Genomic DNA, 14,390 nt, shown 5'->3' on the forward strand with positions numbered 1-14,390 from the left:
CATGAACACCCTTGCCGCAGCGGGCGACACCTGGGGCATCCCCGGCCCGCTCTTCCTGAAGCTCTACCTCCTGGTGGCCGTCGTCGCCGTGATCGGCGTGCTGGTGCACCGGCGGCGCACGGCCGCCGGACCCGACGCGGTCGGTGCCGAACAGCTCGGTCCGCAGCAGGTCGCCTACCTCAACGGCGGCGACCAGCTCGCCATCTGGGCGGCGCTGGGTGGGCTGCGCGGCGCCGGCGCGATCGACGTCAAGTCGAACGGCCGGTTGGTCGCCACCGAGTCGGCACCCCACGGGCTCACTCCACTCGACCACGCGATCCGGCACGCCGCCCGCCGGTCGGTCGCCGCCCGCGAGCTGCGCCGCAACGCCGGGGTGACCCGCGCCCTGCAGGAGCTGCGGCAGGGGTTGGAGCAGCGCGGTCTGCTGATCGACGCCGACGGGGTACGGGCCCTGCGGCGCGGCCGGAACCTGCTGCTGGTGCTGCTGGCCCTGGGTGTGGTGCGACTGGTCTCCGGGCTGGTCAACGGCCGGCCGGTCGGCTGGCTGCTGCTCGCCCTGGCCGGGCTCGGGGTGGCCTTCGCCCTGGTGGCCCGCACCCCCCGGCGGACCAGGACGGCGAACGTGATGATGCGTCGGCTGCGCAGCAGCAACCACCACCTCGCCCCCGACGCCTCCCCGGCCTACGCGACCTACGGTCCGGCCGGCGCGGCGATGGGGGTGGCCCTGTTCGGCACCGTCTCCCTCTACGCGCTCGACCCCGGCTTCGCCGCGCAGGCCGAGATCCAGCGGCAGGCGTTGAACGCCGGCAGCGGCAGCGGCTACACCGGTTCCACGGGTGTCACGTGCGGCGGCAGCACCTCGTCGGGCGACAGCGGCTCGTCGTGCGGGGGCGGCAGCTCCTGCGGTGGTGGCGGAGGATGCGGCGGCGGTGGCGGGTGCGGCGGATGACCCGTCCGCAGGGGGTGGGCATCGGCTGGCGGCCGGAGATCGCCGGTTTCGTCGCCGAGCTGCCCGGCCTGCGTTTCGTCGAGGTGGTGGCGGAGTCGCTCGCCCCCGACGGCCCCCTCCCACCGGGGCTGGCCGCGCTGCGGGAGCGCGACGTCACCGTCGTGCCGCACGGGGTGCGACTCTCCCTCGGCGGCGCGGAGCCGGTCGACCCGGCCCGGGTGACGCACCTGGCCCGGGTGGCCGAGCTGGTCGGCGCGCCACTGGTCAGCGAGCACATCGCATTCGTCCGGGCCGGCGGGCTGGAGGCCGGGCACCTGCTGCCGCTGCCCCGCACCCGGGAGGCGGTGGCGGCGGTGACGGCGAACGTCGCGCGGGCCCGGGCGGAGCTGCCGGTGCCGCTGGCGTTGGAGCCGATCGCGGCGCTGTTCGACTGGCCCGACGACGAGCTGGACGAGGCGGACTTCCTCACCGAGATCCTCGACGCCACCGACGCGGAGCTGCTGCTCGACGTGGCCAACGTCTACGCCAACGCCCGCAACCGGGGCCAGGACCCGCAGGCCCTGCTGGACCGGCTGCCGCTGGAACGGATCGCCTACGTGCACGTGGCCGGCGGGGCCGAGCACGGCGGGCTCTACCACGACACGCACACCGATCCGGTGCCCACCGAGGTGCTGGAGCTGGTCGGCGCGCTGGCCGCCGGCCGCCGGCCGCCGCCCCTGCTGCTGGAACGCGACGGCCACTACCCGCCCGCCGACGTGCTGCGGGCCGAGCTGGACGCCCTCGCCACCGCCGCCGGCCACCCGGTGGTCACGTGAGCCCGACACACCCCGTCGGGTCGGCCCCGCCGCCCGGTGCCTCCGGACCGGCGGGGCTGGCCGCCCGCCAGGCCGCGCTGGTCGCCGCCCTGGTCGCGGGGGCTCCGCTGCCCGCCGGCTTCGCCACCGACCGGGTCGACGCCGCCCGGCGGGCGCTGCTGCGCAAGCGGGCCGGGGAGGTCGCCCGCCACTGGCCGCTGCTCGCCGCCGGGCTCGGCGACGCCTGGCCGGCCACCTTCGCCGGCTGGGCAGCCGGCCGGCCCACCGCCGGGTCGCTGCGCGACGGGTGGGACCTCGCCCGCACGCTGCGCGACCGGGGCGCCCTCCCTGCGCTCGGCGCGCAGGAGCTGGCCGCCCGCGAGGCCGCCCACCGCTACGACGGCAGGCGTCCGCCCCGCCGCCGCCGGTTGCCGGCCCTGGCCCGCAGCGGCGACGCCGTCGCCCTCCAGCTCGCCGGCCGGGTACGCCTGCTACCCTCCACCCGCCGCTGACCGCCGGCCCGCCGCGCCGACCACCGCCGGATACGGCAGGATCGGTGGCATGGATCTCGGACTCACCGATCGGGTGTACGTGTTGACCGGCGCGTCCCGGGGGCTCGGCTTCGCGACCGCACGGTGCCTGGTCGCCGACGGGGCACGGGTGGTCCTGTCGGCCCGGACGCCGGAGCGGGTCGCCGGGGCGGTCGACCTGCTGGGTGGGCCCGAGCACGCCATCGGCCTCGTCGCCGACCTGGCCGACCCGAGCCTGCCCGAGCGGCTGGTGATCGCCGCCCGGGAGCACTTCGGCCGGCTCGACGGGGCGCTCGTCTCGGTGGGTGGGCCGCCCGCCGGCACCGCCGCCCAGGTCAGCGACGCGCAGTGGCGGGAGTCCTTCGAGACGGTCTTCCTGGGCACCGTGCGGACGGCCCGGACGGTGGCCGCCGCGCTCACCGAGGGCGGCGCGATCGGGCTGGTGCTGTCCACCTCGGCCCGTACCCCGATCACCGGCCTCGGCATCTCCAACGGGCTGCGGCCCGGCCTCGCCGGGGTGGCCAAGGACCTGGCCGACGAGCACGGCCCGCGCGGCGTACGGGTGCTGGGCCTGCTGCCCGGACGCTTCCTGACCGACCGCAACCGGGAGCTGCTCGGCGACGACGAGACGGCCCGCGCCGCCGCGGAGGCCGGCATCCCGCTGCGCCGCATCGGCGATCCGGCCGAGTTCGGGCGGGTCGCCGCGTTCCTGCTCTCCCCCGCCGCCGGCTACGTCACCGGGGTCAGCGTGCCGGTCGACGGCGGCGCGCTGCGCAGCCTGTGACCCCGCGACGCCGCTCGACCGGACCCGCGACCACCCCCGCACCGGTCCGTACCACCTCCGGACCGGTGCGGCGGCCGGACCGGGCGGAGCTGGCCGCGGCGGCGGACCGCACCATCCCGGACGTGATCGGCCCCGGGCTGACGGTGCTCTTCGTCGGGATCAACCCGGGCCTGTGGTCGGCGGCCACCGGTTGGCACTTCGCCCGGCCGGGCAACCGCTTCTGGCCGGCCCTGCACCGGGGCGGCTTCACCCCACGCCAACTGCACCCCAGTGAGCAGGACACGCTGCCCGGGTTCGGCCTGGGCATCACCAACATGGTGGCGCGGGCCAGCGCCCGGGCGGACGAGCTGACCCCGGCGGAGCTGGTGGCGGGCGCGCGGACGCTGACCGACAAGGTGACCCGCTACCGGCCGACCTGGGTGGCCGTGGTCGGGGTGACCGCGTACCGGATCGGGTTCGCCCGGCCCCGGGCCGGCTTCGGCCCGCAGCCGGAGCCGCTGGCCGGCGCGCGGCTGTGGGTGCTGCCCAACCCGAGCGGCCTGAACGCCCACTTCACCCCGCAGACCCTGGGGGACGCCTTCGGCGAGCTGCGCGCCGCGGTGACCGGCCACCCGCCCTCCCCCACCGGCTGACCGCCGCCGTCCCCGCACCCACGGTACGTCGCGTCGCGCGTTCACGATGTGTCGTGTAAATGCCGACATCACGGCAATAAATTGCGCACGACGGGTCCCGATGCAATTGACGCGTATTTATTTCGCGCGTGCTTTCGAGTTCACGTTGGTCTAACATTGGAAGGCAATCGGCCACACGCCGTTAACGCATTTCCCATCACGTCGGGAGCACTTATGTCACAAGTCCGTTCTTCCCGCTTCGTCCGCCTGTTGGCCGCGGGCGCCGCCGGGGCCGCCGCAGTGGCCATGTTGCCCGCGGTCAGCGCCCAGGCCGGCACCGCACCGTTCACCGTCTCGGTCAAGGGTGGCTACAACAACAGCCAGTCCCTCGGCACCGCCACCGGAACCATCACCGGGACGACGGGCAGCAACCAGGCGAGCTACTCGGTGACGCTGTGCGGGGAGAGCACCTATCCGAGCGCCCGGGTCACCATCCAGGGCGGCACCGCCAGCGCCGCGCACACCGTCTACTACCAGAACTGCGAGACCTTCACCGGCGATCTCGTCTCCGCCTATGGATTCACCAACATCCAGGTCACGGTGTCCGGTTCCACGTTCTACCCGGGGAACCAGTACACGACGTACACGAAGGCCCGCACGATCTACTTCTGAGTTGCGCGCGGCATGACGGAACGGGCACCGAATTGCCGAGCACCGGCCCATCCAGCCGGTGACCCGCGTCCCCCGGCGACCGACGTGGGAATTGCGTCAGAATAGGGGCCAGGTCGGGGCCGCTCCCCCCGGCCCGGCCCCGTACCGCAGGCGACGGCACGCCGCCGACCGGCGCCCCCACCATCCGACGGTGCACACGGACACCACCGGCCTCCCTGACGGGGGACGGTCAGTTGGCCACGGCCGGGGGCCGCGCCTCCTGGGCGACGTAGGTGCCCATGGGCACGGTGGTGACGATCGGCTCGGCCGGCTCGGCGGCATCCGGGTACGGCGTGGGCGAGTCGGCGACCGCGAACTGGGTGCGGTACAGCTCGGCGTAGAGCCCACCCACCGCGACCAGCTCGTCGTGCCGCCCCCGCTCGACGATCCGGCCGTCGTCGAGGACGAGGATCTGGTCGGCGTCGCGGACCGTGGAGAGCCGGTGCGCGATCACCAGCGCCGTCCGCCCGGTCAGCGCTACGGCCAGCGCCCGTTGCACCGCCGCTTCGCTCTCCGAGTCGAGGTGGGCGGTGGCCTCGTCGAGGATCACGATCGACGGGGCCTTGAGCAGCAGTCGGGCGATGGCGATGCGTTGCTTCTCCCCACCGGAGAAGCGGTAGCCGCGCTCACCGACGGTCGTCTCCAACCCGTCGGGCAGGGCGCGCACGAGGTCGGCCACCTGGGCGCCGGCCAGCGCCGCCCAGATCTCGTCGTCGGTGGCGTCCGGCTTGGCGTACCGCAGGTTCTCGGCGATCGTCTCGTGGAACAGGTGGGAGTCCTGGGTGACCACGCCGATCTCGTCGCGCAGCGAGGCGAGGGTGGCGTCCCGGACGTCGACCCCACCGACCCGCACCTCGCCGTCGGTGACGTCGTAGATCCGGGAGATCAGCATGGACAGGGTCGACTTGCCCGCCCCCGACGGCCCGACCAGGGCCACCATCTGCCCCGGCTCGACCCGGAAGGACACCCCCTTGAGCACCGGCTCGCCGGCTGTCCGGTCAAGGGTGGCGACCTCCTCCAGCGACGCCAGCGAGACGTCGGCGGCGGCCGGGTAGCGGAACCGGACGTCGCGGAACTCGACCCGCCCGGCACCGGCGGGCACCGGCACCGCGTCGGGCTTCTCCTCGATGCCGGGACGCAGGTCGAGCACCTCGAAGACCCGGTCGAACGAGACCAGGGCGCTCATCACGTCGACCCGGACGTTGGACAGCGCGGTCAGCGGACCGTAGAGGCGGGTGAGCAGCAGGGCGAGCGTGACCACGGTGCCGGCGCTGACCGCGCCGTTGACCGCCAGCCAGCCGCCGAGCCCGTAGGTGAGCGCCTGGGCCAGCGAGGCGACCAGCAGCATCGCCACGAAGAAGGTGCGGGAGTACATCGCCGACTGGATGCCGATGTCGCGGACCCGCTCGGCCCGCGCGGCGAACCGACCCGCCTCCACGCCGGGCGAGCCGAACAGCTTGACCAGCAGCGCCCCGGCCACCCCGAACCGCTCGGTCATCGTGGCGTTCATCTTGGCGTCGAGGTTGTACGACTCCCGGGTGATCTCGGCCAGCCGCCGACCCACCCGTCGGGCGGGGATCACGAAGATCGGCAGCAGGATCAGCGAGAGCGTGGTGATCTGCCAGGAGAGGGTGAACATCACCCCGGCGGTGAGCACCAGCTGGATGACGTTGCTGACCACCCCGGACAGGGTGGAGGTGAACGCCCGCTGGGCACCCATCACGTCGTTGTTGAGCCGGCTGACCAGGGCGCCGGTCTGGGTGCGGGTGAAGAACTGCAACGGCATCCGCTGCACGTGGTCGTAGACCCTGGTACGCAGGTCGAGGATGATGCCCTCGCCGATGCGGGCCGAGTACCAACGCTGGACCAGGGAGAAGACCGCGTCGGCGACGGCCAGACCGCCGATGATCAGGGCGAACCGCACGACCGTGGCTCCGGCCTCCGGCCCGCCACGGCTGATCGCGTTGATCACGTGCCCGGCGAGCACCGGGGTGGCCACCCCGATCACGGCGGCGATCACCACGGTCACCAGGAAGATGACGATGTCCCGCCGGTAGGGCTGGGCGAACGCCATGATCCGCTTGGCGGTGCCGCGCTTGAGCCGGTGGGCGGAGACCTCGTCGCCGTGGCGGATCGACCGGAGCATGCTCCAGCCGGCCATGTTGCCGCCCGTCATCGGGTTGGACATCGGTCACCTCCGTGTCGTGGCGGCACGCACCGTCGGGGTCGATTCTCCCCACGCCTACGACAACCTCGGTGGTAACCCGACTCTTCCCGGGCAGTCCTTACCGACCGCCGGCCGGCTACTCGCCCCGGCCGGCCAGGTCGCGCAGCCGGCGGGTCTGCGCCTCACGCTCGGCCCGCTGCTGCTCGGTGTGGGAGCGGCCGGCGGCACCGGCAAGCAGCGCCTTGATCTCCACCACCGCGTCCCGGTTGCCGGCGAGCAGGCCGGCGGTGAGGTCACCGACCGCCGCATCCAACTCGGCGTTCGGCACCACCAGGTTGGCCAGGCCGATCCGGTCGGCCTCCGCGGCGTCCATCCGCCGGCCGGTGGCGCACAACTCCAGGGCACGGGCGTAGCCGACCAGCTCGACCAGCCGCTTCGTGCCGGCCAGGTCGGGGACCAGACCGAGGGTGACCTCGGCCATCGACAGCTTCGCGTCCTCGGCGAGGACCCGCAGGTCGCAGGCGAGCGCGAGCTGGAAGCCAGCGCCGATGGCGTGACCCTGCACGGCAGCCACCGAGATCACGTCGGGGCGGTGCAGCCAGGTGAAGCCCTGCTGGTAACCGGCGATCCGGTCGGCGCACTCCTGCTCGGGCAGGGTGGACAGCTCGGCGAAGGAACCCGGCCCCTGGGCACCGGCCACCGACAGGTCGAGGCCGGCGGAGAACGACCGCCCCTCGCCGCGTACCACCACGACGCGCACGTCGCCGGGCAGGTCCCGGGAGAAGTCGCTCATCGCGCGCCACATCGCCGGGGTCTGGGCGTTGAGCACGTCGGGCCGGCACAACGTGACCGTCGCGACCGGCCCGTCGCAGTGCAGTAGCACCCCGGTCGTCTCGGCGGTCACCGGACCGCCCGGGGCGTGCTGACGGACGACGCTGGTGGGCGGGTCACGCCTTCTTGCGACGCCGGGCGCCGCCGCGCTGCCGCAGCTGCACACCGGACTCGGTGAGCACACGGTGGATGAACCCGTAGGATCGCCCGGTCGAGGCGGCGAGCGCGCGGATGCTCTCCCCGCCGGTGTACCGCTTTACCAGGTCCTTGGCGAGCGTCTGACGCTCGGCTCCGACGATCCGGCGACCCTTCTCAGTGCTGGTGGCTGTGCCAGTGGCTGCCATGCTGATTCCTCACGTCCCAGACTGTGCGGTTCGATACGGTCCCACCTATTAGACCGTCTCGAACGATCATGCGCCAGATATCAACTCTTCGCCAACCGACACGCTATGCAGTGTCGTCAACCCGATAGAGTGACCCTGCACTCGGCCGGCGGCTGCTAGCGCGCCCTGGCGGCCCTGGTCGGCGGCCCGTAGCCTGCCGGTCGTGACCGACCTGCTGGGCGACGTGAGTGGCGCGGCGGCCGTCTTCGCCGCCACCAACCTCGACGACATCGTGGTGCTGACCGTACTCTTCGTGGCCGCCCGCAGTGTGGGACGACCCCGCCCGTGGCAGATCGTCACCGGTCAGTACCTCGGCATCGCCACCCTCGTCACGGCCGCCCTGGTGGTCGCCGCCGGTCTGCTGGTGGTACCGGATCCGTGGACCGGCCTGCTCGGGCTGCTGCCGGTCGCGCTCGGGGTCCGGGCGCTGCTGGCCCGCACCGACGACGACTCGCCACCGCCCGTGGTCGGCGGACTGCTCGGGGTCGCCGGGGTGACGGTCGCCAACGGCGCCGACAACATCGCCGTCTACGTCCCGGTGTTCCGCGCCCTCGACCCGGCCACCGGGCTGGTCTACCTGCTGGTCTTCGCGCTCCTGGTCGCCGTCTGGTGCGGTGCCGCCGCACTGCTCGGCGGGCACCCCCGGGTGGTCCACCTGGTCGGCCGGGCCGGGCACTGGCTGGTCCCGGTCGTCTTCGTCGCCATCGGCCTGGTGATCCTGGTCGGCTCGGGCGTCCTCGGTCGGCTGGCCGACCTCGCCCGCTGACCACCGGCCAGACCGTGGACCACCGGCCGCAGCCGACCCCGCCGGCCGTCGCGGGCAGCCGACCCCGCCGGCCGTCGCGGGCGGGGTCGGGGTCGGGTCAGGCCAGCTCGACCAGTTCCAGGAGGTCGTCGCTCCAGGCGTCCTCGTCGCCGTCGGGGAGCAGGATGGCCCGGTCGGGCTTGAGCGCGAGCACCGCGCCCGGGTCGTGGGTGACCAGCACGATCGCGCCGGGGTAGTTGGCGATGGCGTCGAGCACCTGCTCCCGGCTGACCGGGTCGAGGTTGTTCGTCGGCTCGTCCAGCAGCAGCACGTTCGCGCCGGAGCAGACCAGGGTCGACAGGGCGAGCCGGGTCTTCTCGCCACCGGAGAGCACCCCGGCGGGCTTGTTCACGTCCTCGCCGGAGAACAGGAAGGCACCGAGGATCTTGCGGAGGTCGGTGTCGGACTGCTCGATCGCCGCCGCCCGCATGTTCTCCAGCACCGTGCGTTCCACGTCCAGCGTCTCGTGCTCCTGGGCGTAGTAGCCCAGCCGCAGGCCGTGCCCGGCGTGCACCTCGCCGGTGTCCGGCGGGAGCAGGCCGCCGAGCATCCGCAGCAGCGTGGTCTTGCCGGCACCGTTGAGCCCGAGGATCGCCACCCGGGAGCCGCGGTCCACCGCGACGTTCACGTCCGTGAAGATCTCCAGCGAGCCGTACGACTTGGACAGGCCGGTCGCGGTCAGTGGGGTCTTACCGCACGGCGCGGGGTTGGGGAACCGGACCTTCGCCACCTTGTCGGAGACCCGTACCTCCTCCAGCCCGGAGATCAGCTTCTCGGCCCGGCGGGCCATGTTCTGCGCGGCGACGGTCTTGGTGGCCTTGGCCCGCATCTTGTCCGCCTGCGCCATCAGGGCGCCGGCCTTCTTCTCGGCGTTGGCCCGTTCCCGGCGGCGACGACGCTCGTCGGTCTCCCGCGCCGCCAGGTACGCCTTCCAGCCCAGGTTGTAGACGTCGACCACGGAGCGGGTGGCGTCGAGGAACCAGACCTTGTTGACCACCGACTCCAGCAGCGAACCGTCGTGGGAGATCACGATCAGCCCGCCCTTGTGGTTGGCGAGGAAACCGCGCAGCCAGGTGATCGAGTCGGCGTCGAGGTGGTTGGTGGGCTCGTCGAGCAGCAGGATGCCGCCGCCGTTCTCCCCCGCGTCGCGGAACAGGATGCGGGCCAGTTCGATGCGGCGACGCTGACCGCCGGAGAGGGTGCCGATGGTCTGCGCGAGGGCCCGGTCGGGCAGCCCCAGGTTGGCACAGATCCGGGCGGCCTCGGCCTCGGCGGCGTACCCGCCCAGCGAGGCGAACTGGTCCTCCAGCGCGCCGTAGCGGCGGACGAGCTTGTCGTCGACGCCGTCGGCGAGTTGCTGCTCGATCTCCTTCATCTGGGCCATCAGCACGTCCAGCCCCCGGGCGGAGAGCACCCGGTCCCGGCCGGTGACCTCCAGGTCGCCGGTGCGTGGGTCCTGCGGCAGGTAGCCGATGGCGCTGCGCCTGTCGATCTGCCCGGCGTACGGCTGCCCCTCGCCGGCCAGTACCTTGAGGGTCGTGGTCTTGCCGGCGCCGTTGCGGCCGACCAGTCCGATCCGGTCACCGGGCTGCACCCGCAGGGTGGTGTCGGACAGGAGGATCCGGGAGCCGGCGCGCAGTTCCAGGCCGGTGACACTGATCATTTCCGGTACTCGCTCTCGGGGGTCTGGAAGGGCTGACTCAGGGCACGCGAAAGCGCCGGCGGGTCAGTGGTTCCCGTCGGCGCGGGGCGGTTCAGCCTTCGCAGCGCAGCACCCGACAAGTGTACCGGGCGGCCCGACGCACACCGCCCGGATTACCGTACAAGATCATCGGGTACCGAAAACGCCGTCCGGACCCGGTCCGGTACCGCAACCCTCAGACGTGACGAATCGGTGATCGGGGTCAACATGGAGCTGAACGAGAACGCGCGGATCGACACCGGCCAGGTGGACGACCGGCGAGGGTCCGGTGGGGGTGGCGGGGGCATCCCGATCCCGATCCCGGGCGGCGGCGGACGCGGCGGCATCGTCGGGCTGATCATCGCCGTGCTGGTGGCCCTGGTGGGCGGCGGTTTCGGGCTCAACGCCATGACCGGCGGCGGGTCCGAGACCGGCGACAACACCGAACTCACCCAGAAGTGCTCCGCCGACGACGCGCTCAAGCAACTGGACTGCCGCAACACCCTCTACGTCAACTCGATCCAGGCGTACTGGCGCACCGCCCTGCCGGAGCGGTTCGGCCAGCAGTACCAGCCGTCCAAGACCGTCTTCTTCAGCCAGGGCGTCAACACCGGCTGCGGCCAGGCCGACTCCGGCGTCGGGCCGTTCTACTGCCCCGCCGACGACCTGGTCTACATCGACCTGACCTTCTACCAGACCCTCGCCGACCAGCTCGGCGCGGAGGGTGAGTTCGCCCAGCCGTACGTGCTGGCCCACGAGTACGGCCACCACGTGCAGGACCTGCTCGGCACCGAGGCACAGATGCGCCGCCAGCAGCAGCGGGACCCGGGCAACGCCAACGCGCTCTCGGTCAAGCTGGAACTCCAGGCCGACTGCTACGCCGGCGCGTGGGCCAAGAACGCCACCGGCACCGCCGACGAGCAGGGCCAGAAGATCTTCAAGAGCATCACCGAGCAGGACATCGCGCAGGCGATCGACACCGCCGAGAAGATCGGCGACGACGCCATCTCCAAGCGGGCCAACCGCCCGGTCAACCCGGAGGAGTTCACCCACGGCTCCTCCGAGCAGCGCAAGCAGTGGTTCACCAAGGGCTACACCACCGGTGACCCGAAGTCCTGCGACACCTTCGGCGGCAGCCTCTGACCGGCACCGGTCGCAGGTCGCGGCGGTCGGCGGGCGCATATGCCCCCCGGCCGCCGCCGTCGTTTCCGGCGGTGCCGTCGCCGTTCGGTGCCCGTCGCCATCCGGTGCCCGTCGCCGTTCGGTGCCCGTCGCCGTTCGGTGCCCGTCGCCGTTCAGGGTCGTCGCCGTTCAGGGTCTCGCCGCTGCGGCCGAGGTGTAGGCCGGTGTCAGGCCGGGTCGCGGACCAGGACGTGCACCGCGCGGGCGGCGGCGATCGCGCCGACCAGCACCGCGTGCCGGGGTTCGGGCACGTCGAGCAGCCGCTCGGCCCGCAGCCCGGCGAGCGGGGCCAACCGCCGGTCGGCCAGGACCGTGTCGACGGCCCGCCGGTCGCCGCCGCAGACCAGCGCCGCCAGCGTCGCCGCCTCCGGCAGCAGCAGTCGTACGGCCAGTTCCGCCGCGTCGCCCAGGGCCGCCCTGGCCTGGTTGTCCCGCCGCCTGGCGAACCGCTGCTGCGACCAGCCGCCGGCGGCGGTGCGGCCCTGCACGTACCGGGTGTCCACCTTGGAGACCAGCAGCTCGGTACCGAGTGCCACCCCGACCGCCACCGCGCCCTTGCGGGCGAGCAGCAGCCCGAGCCGGTGGGGTGCGACGGCGATCTCGACGAACCCGGGCACGTCGTCGACCTGCCCGGTCGCCGCCCCGGTGCCGCCGCCCGGCGGGAGGTGCAGTTCCGCGGTCGCCCCGTCGGCGGCGGTGAGCAGCAGGCCGTACCCCTGCGGGGAGACGACGGGCGGGCCGTGCCGGTCGGCGAAACCCTCCACCCAGCGGGCGACGCGGGTCGGATCGACCTCGATCCACCGGCCGCCACCGGCCGCGGGTCGACTGCTCATCACCCGACCGTACGGCACCGTGGACGGCGGCCCGGCGGGCGACCCACCGCACGACGGCAGCCCGGCGGGCGGACGCCGTCAAAGCGGGCGGGAACGACACGGACATCATGGGAGCAGGCGGGGACGACATGGACACCGTCAGAGCGGGCTGGGACGACACGGACACCGTCGGAGCAGGCGGGGACGATGCGGCCGGCGTGAGGGCCGCTCACCGCACGACCAGCATGGCGACGGCGAGGGCGGCGATGATCAGGCTGGACAGCAGGCCGGTCACCAGTCGACCACGCGGGCCGGCCAGCACCCGGCCGACCAGGGTGCCGCTCCCGGCGATCAGCAACTGCCAGCTCGCCGAGGCGACGAAGGCCCCGAGGACGAACAGCGCGGCGGCCGCCGGTGCCGCCCGCGCAGCGTCGGCACGACCGAGGACCAGCGCCGCGAAGTAGACCACCGTGGCTGGGTTGAGCAGGGTCAACGCCAACACCCCGACGAACGCGCGCCCCGGCGTGTCCATCCCCCGAGCCGGTTCCGACCCGCCCGACCTCAGACGACCAGGCTGCGGCCTGCCCGACCCCGGCCCGGGACCGCCCCGACCCGACTGCCCCGACTCCGACCCACCCGACTCCGACTCCGACTCCAGCCCATCCGGCTCCTGCCCACCCGGCTCCAGCCCACCCGGCTTGAACCCACCCGGCTCCGACCCACCCAGCTCCAGCCCACCCGGCTTGAACCCACCCGATCCCGGACCGTGCGGCTCCGGTCCAGCCGACCCCGACCCGCCCGACGGCGGTCGGGAGCGCCAGGTCCGCCAGCCGCCGTGGACGGCGAGCGCCAGCAGCACCACCGCCGCCACCACCCGCAACGGCCCGGCGACCGGGGCGACCGGGGCGACCACGGCGGCCACCGCCGCACCCCCGAGTACCGCCACGGCGGCGTAGAGCCCGTCGGCGGTGGCGACACCGAACGCGGCAGCCGCACCCACCCGCAACGAGGTACGGGCGCTGAGCCCGAGGATGAGCACCGCGATCGCACCGACCGGGACGGCGACCCCGTAGCCGGCCACCAGCCCGGCCAGGAAGGCGGCGGTCACGACGAGCGGTGACGGGCCGAGCCGCGCCCCGGACGGGCCTGCTGTCGGCGCGCGGTGGTGCTCGCGCGGACAGGTCCCTGCACCGGGTACGTCTCGATCACCGGCCCATCATCGGCTCCGCACCCGACACCCCGCCACCGGATTGTCCGGCCACCGCGCTGATCGACTCAACGGGGACGAAGCAGCGGTATCAGCGGGCCCGGATACCCCTGTGTCGCCCCCGTTGAGTCGATCACCCCGCCCGGCCCCCGGCCGAACCCGGACCCGGACCCGGCGTAACCCGGACCCGAACCGGACCAGGACCCAGGCCAGGGCTCGGACCCGAACCAGGACCGGACCCGGACCAAGGCTCAGACCCGAACCAGGACCAAGACCAGGGCTCGGACCAGAGCCCGGGCCAGGGGCGCGGCAGGGGAGGTTGGGGCGGGTGAACGACTGCGGGCGCGGCACCCGGGGCGGGTGAACGACTGCGGGCGCGGCACCCGGGGTGGGTGCCGCGCCCGCGCGGTCGGACCGGAGGTCAGACGTTGAAGCCGAGGGAGCGGAGCTGGTCCCGTCCCTCGTCAGTGATCTTGTCCGGTCCCCACGGCGGCAGCCAGACCCAGTTGATCCGGATGTCGTCGACCAGTCCCCCGCCGGGGCCGGTGGTCAACGCCTGCCGGGCCTGGTCCTCGATCACGTCGGTGAGCGGGCAGGCCGCCGAGGTCAGCGTCATGTCCAGGGTGGCGACGTTCTGGTCGTCCACGTGCACGCCGTACACCAGGCCGAGGTCGACCACGTTGATGCCGAGTTCGGGGTCGACGACGTCCTTCATCGCCTCCTCGATGTCGGCGAGGGCCGCCCGGCTGCCGCTCGACGCGGCCTCCGCCGGGCCGTCGGCGGCCGGGGCCCCGGCGACACCGTCGGCGGCCGGGGACCCGGCGACGCCGTCGGCAGCCTGGGTACCAGTGGCCGGGGACGCGGCGGCGTCCGCCGGGCCGGCGGCACCGTTGGTGGCCGGCGGCGTCACCGCGTCGGTCGTCGTGCTGGCGTCACCGGTCTC

At 73.6% G+C, this 14,390-nt stretch carries 15 protein-coding genes; 8 read left to right on the forward strand and 7 right to left on the reverse strand.

All coding sequences use genetic code 11. The annotated features are described in order from the left end of the window. Position 1 precedes the first annotated feature (1 nt). The 6 genes from ACN268_RS12230 (at position 2) to ACN268_RS12255 (ending at position 4,340) form a co-directional block, all read left to right on the forward strand. Positions 2-949, forward strand: a complete 948-nt coding sequence (locus tag ACN268_RS12230) for a TIGR04222 domain-containing membrane protein (RefSeq protein ID WP_421483313.1) — start codon at positions 2-4, stop codon at positions 947-949. Then, positions 946-1,764 (forward strand): DUF692 domain-containing protein, encoded by an 819-nt coding sequence (locus ACN268_RS12235; RefSeq protein WP_421406621.1) that lies wholly within the window; start codon positions 946-948, stop codon positions 1,762-1,764. Before ACN268_RS12230 ends, ACN268_RS12235 begins: the two co-directional genes overlap by 4 nt. Continuing rightward, entirely contained in the window at positions 1,761-2,255 is a 495-nt protein-coding gene (locus ACN268_RS12240; protein WP_421483314.1) for a hypothetical protein, read from the forward strand. Before ACN268_RS12235 ends, ACN268_RS12240 begins: the two co-directional genes overlap by 4 nt. A 49-nt stretch (positions 2,256-2,304) precedes the next feature. Further along, positions 2,305-3,057, forward strand: coding sequence for an SDR family oxidoreductase (locus ACN268_RS12245; protein WP_204926111.1), 753 nt, complete (start codon positions 2,305-2,307; stop codon positions 3,055-3,057). Next, positions 3,054-3,689: a G/U mismatch-specific DNA glycosylase gene (gene mug / locus ACN268_RS12250; RefSeq protein WP_421483315.1), complete on the forward strand. Its 636-nt coding sequence runs from the start codon at positions 3,054-3,056 to the stop codon at positions 3,687-3,689. The genes ACN268_RS12245 and mug overlap by 4 nt, the downstream gene beginning before the upstream one ends. 213 nt (positions 3,690-3,902) lie before the next feature. Next, entirely contained in the window at positions 3,903-4,340 is a 438-nt protein-coding gene (locus tag ACN268_RS12255; protein ID WP_421483316.1) for a hypothetical protein, read from the forward strand. 229 nt (positions 4,341-4,569) lie between these two features. Here the strand turns inward: ACN268_RS12255 and ACN268_RS12260 are convergent, their stop codons facing one another. From ACN268_RS12260 to ACN268_RS12270, 3 genes are all read right to left on the reverse strand, one after another. Further along, positions 4,570-6,555 (reverse strand): ABC transporter ATP-binding protein, encoded by a 1,986-nt coding sequence (locus ACN268_RS12260; protein ID WP_421486869.1) that lies wholly within the window; start codon positions 6,553-6,555, stop codon positions 4,570-4,572. A 127-nt stretch (positions 6,556-6,682) separates the two neighbouring features. Further along, the gene (locus ACN268_RS12265) at positions 6,683-7,450 is read right to left on the reverse strand and encodes an enoyl-CoA hydratase/isomerase family protein (RefSeq protein WP_204926108.1); all 768 of its coding nucleotides are present in this window, start codon (positions 7,448-7,450) and stop codon (positions 6,683-6,685) included. 43 nt (positions 7,451-7,493) lie between these two features. Beyond that, positions 7,494-7,721 (reverse strand): helix-turn-helix domain-containing protein, encoded by a 228-nt coding sequence (locus ACN268_RS12270; protein WP_007072022.1) that lies wholly within the window; start codon positions 7,719-7,721, stop codon positions 7,494-7,496. A gap of 202 nt (positions 7,722-7,923) precedes the next feature. On the opposite strand from ACN268_RS12270, the gene ACN268_RS12275 reads away from it, so the two are divergent. Next, positions 7,924-8,526 (forward strand): cadmium resistance transporter, encoded by a 603-nt coding sequence (locus ACN268_RS12275; protein ID WP_421483318.1) that lies wholly within the window; start codon positions 7,924-7,926, stop codon positions 8,524-8,526. A gap of 97 nt (positions 8,527-8,623) precedes the next feature. Here the strand turns inward: ACN268_RS12275 and ACN268_RS12280 are convergent, their stop codons facing one another. Next, positions 8,624-10,228: an ABC-F family ATP-binding cassette domain-containing protein gene (locus ACN268_RS12280; protein ID WP_204926107.1), complete on the reverse strand. Its 1,605-nt coding sequence runs from the start codon at positions 10,226-10,228 to the stop codon at positions 8,624-8,626. Positions 10,229-10,474: 246 nt separating this feature from the next. Between ACN268_RS12280 and ACN268_RS12285 the strand changes: the two genes are divergently transcribed. Continuing rightward, positions 10,475-11,389 (forward strand): neutral zinc metallopeptidase, encoded by a 915-nt coding sequence (locus ACN268_RS12285; RefSeq protein ID WP_421483319.1) that lies wholly within the window; start codon positions 10,475-10,477, stop codon positions 11,387-11,389. 206 nt (positions 11,390-11,595) lie between these two features. Here the strand turns inward: ACN268_RS12285 and ACN268_RS12290 are convergent, their stop codons facing one another. The 3 genes from ACN268_RS12290 to ACN268_RS12300 all read right to left on the reverse strand — a co-directional run bounded on the left by ACN268_RS12290 (position 11,596) and on the right by ACN268_RS12300 (position 14,357). After that, positions 11,596-12,261, reverse strand: a complete 666-nt coding sequence (locus ACN268_RS12290) for an acVLRF1 family peptidyl-tRNA hydrolase (protein ID WP_421483321.1) — start codon at positions 12,259-12,261, stop codon at positions 11,596-11,598. 208 nt (positions 12,262-12,469) lie between these two features. After that, entirely contained in the window at positions 12,470-13,348 is an 879-nt protein-coding gene (locus ACN268_RS12295; RefSeq protein ID WP_421483323.1) for a LysE family transporter, read from the reverse strand. Positions 13,349-13,868: 520 nt separating this feature from the next. Further along, complete coding sequence (locus ACN268_RS12300) at positions 13,869-14,357, reverse strand: metal-sulfur cluster assembly factor (protein ID WP_421486870.1); 489 nt, start codon at positions 14,355-14,357, stop codon at positions 13,869-13,871. Positions 14,358-14,390: the final 33 nt, after the last annotated feature.

Source organism: Micromonospora sp. WMMD735 (assembly GCF_049178995.1).
Classification (GTDB): Bacteria; Actinomycetota; Actinomycetes; order Mycobacteriales; family Micromonosporaceae; genus Micromonospora; species Micromonospora wenchangensis.

Bases quoted from the DNA above. Each gene is read 5' to 3' on its own strand.
- ACN268_RS12270 (WP_007072022.1), bottom strand. From the start codon at position 7,721: ATGGCAGCCACTGGCACAGCCACCAGCACTGAGAAGGGTCGCCGGATC.
- ACN268_RS12230 (WP_421483313.1), top strand. From the start codon at position 2: ATGAACACCCTTGCCGCAGCGGGCGACACCTGGGGCATCCCCGGCCCG.
- ACN268_RS12255 (WP_421483316.1), top strand. From the start codon at position 3,903: ATGTCACAAGTCCGTTCTTCCCGCTTCGTCCGCCTGTTGGCCGCGGGC.
- ACN268_RS12245 (WP_204926111.1), top strand. From the start codon at position 2,305: ATGGATCTCGGACTCACCGATCGGGTGTACGTGTTGACCGGCGCGTCC.
- ACN268_RS12260 (WP_421486869.1), bottom strand. From the start codon at position 6,555: ATGACGGGCGGCAACATGGCCGGCTGGAGCATGCTCCGGTCGATCCGC.
- ACN268_RS12235 (WP_421406621.1), top strand. From the start codon at position 946: ATGACCCGTCCGCAGGGGGTGGGCATCGGCTGGCGGCCGGAGATCGCC.
- ACN268_RS12280 (WP_204926107.1), bottom strand. From the start codon at position 10,228: ATGATCAGTGTCACCGGCCTGGAACTGCGCGCCGGCTCCCGGATCCTC.
- ACN268_RS12290 (WP_421483321.1), bottom strand. From the start codon at position 12,261: ATGAGCAGTCGACCCGCGGCCGGTGGCGGCCGGTGGATCGAGGTCGAT.
- ACN268_RS12285 (WP_421483319.1), top strand. From the start codon at position 10,475: ATGGAGCTGAACGAGAACGCGCGGATCGACACCGGCCAGGTGGACGAC.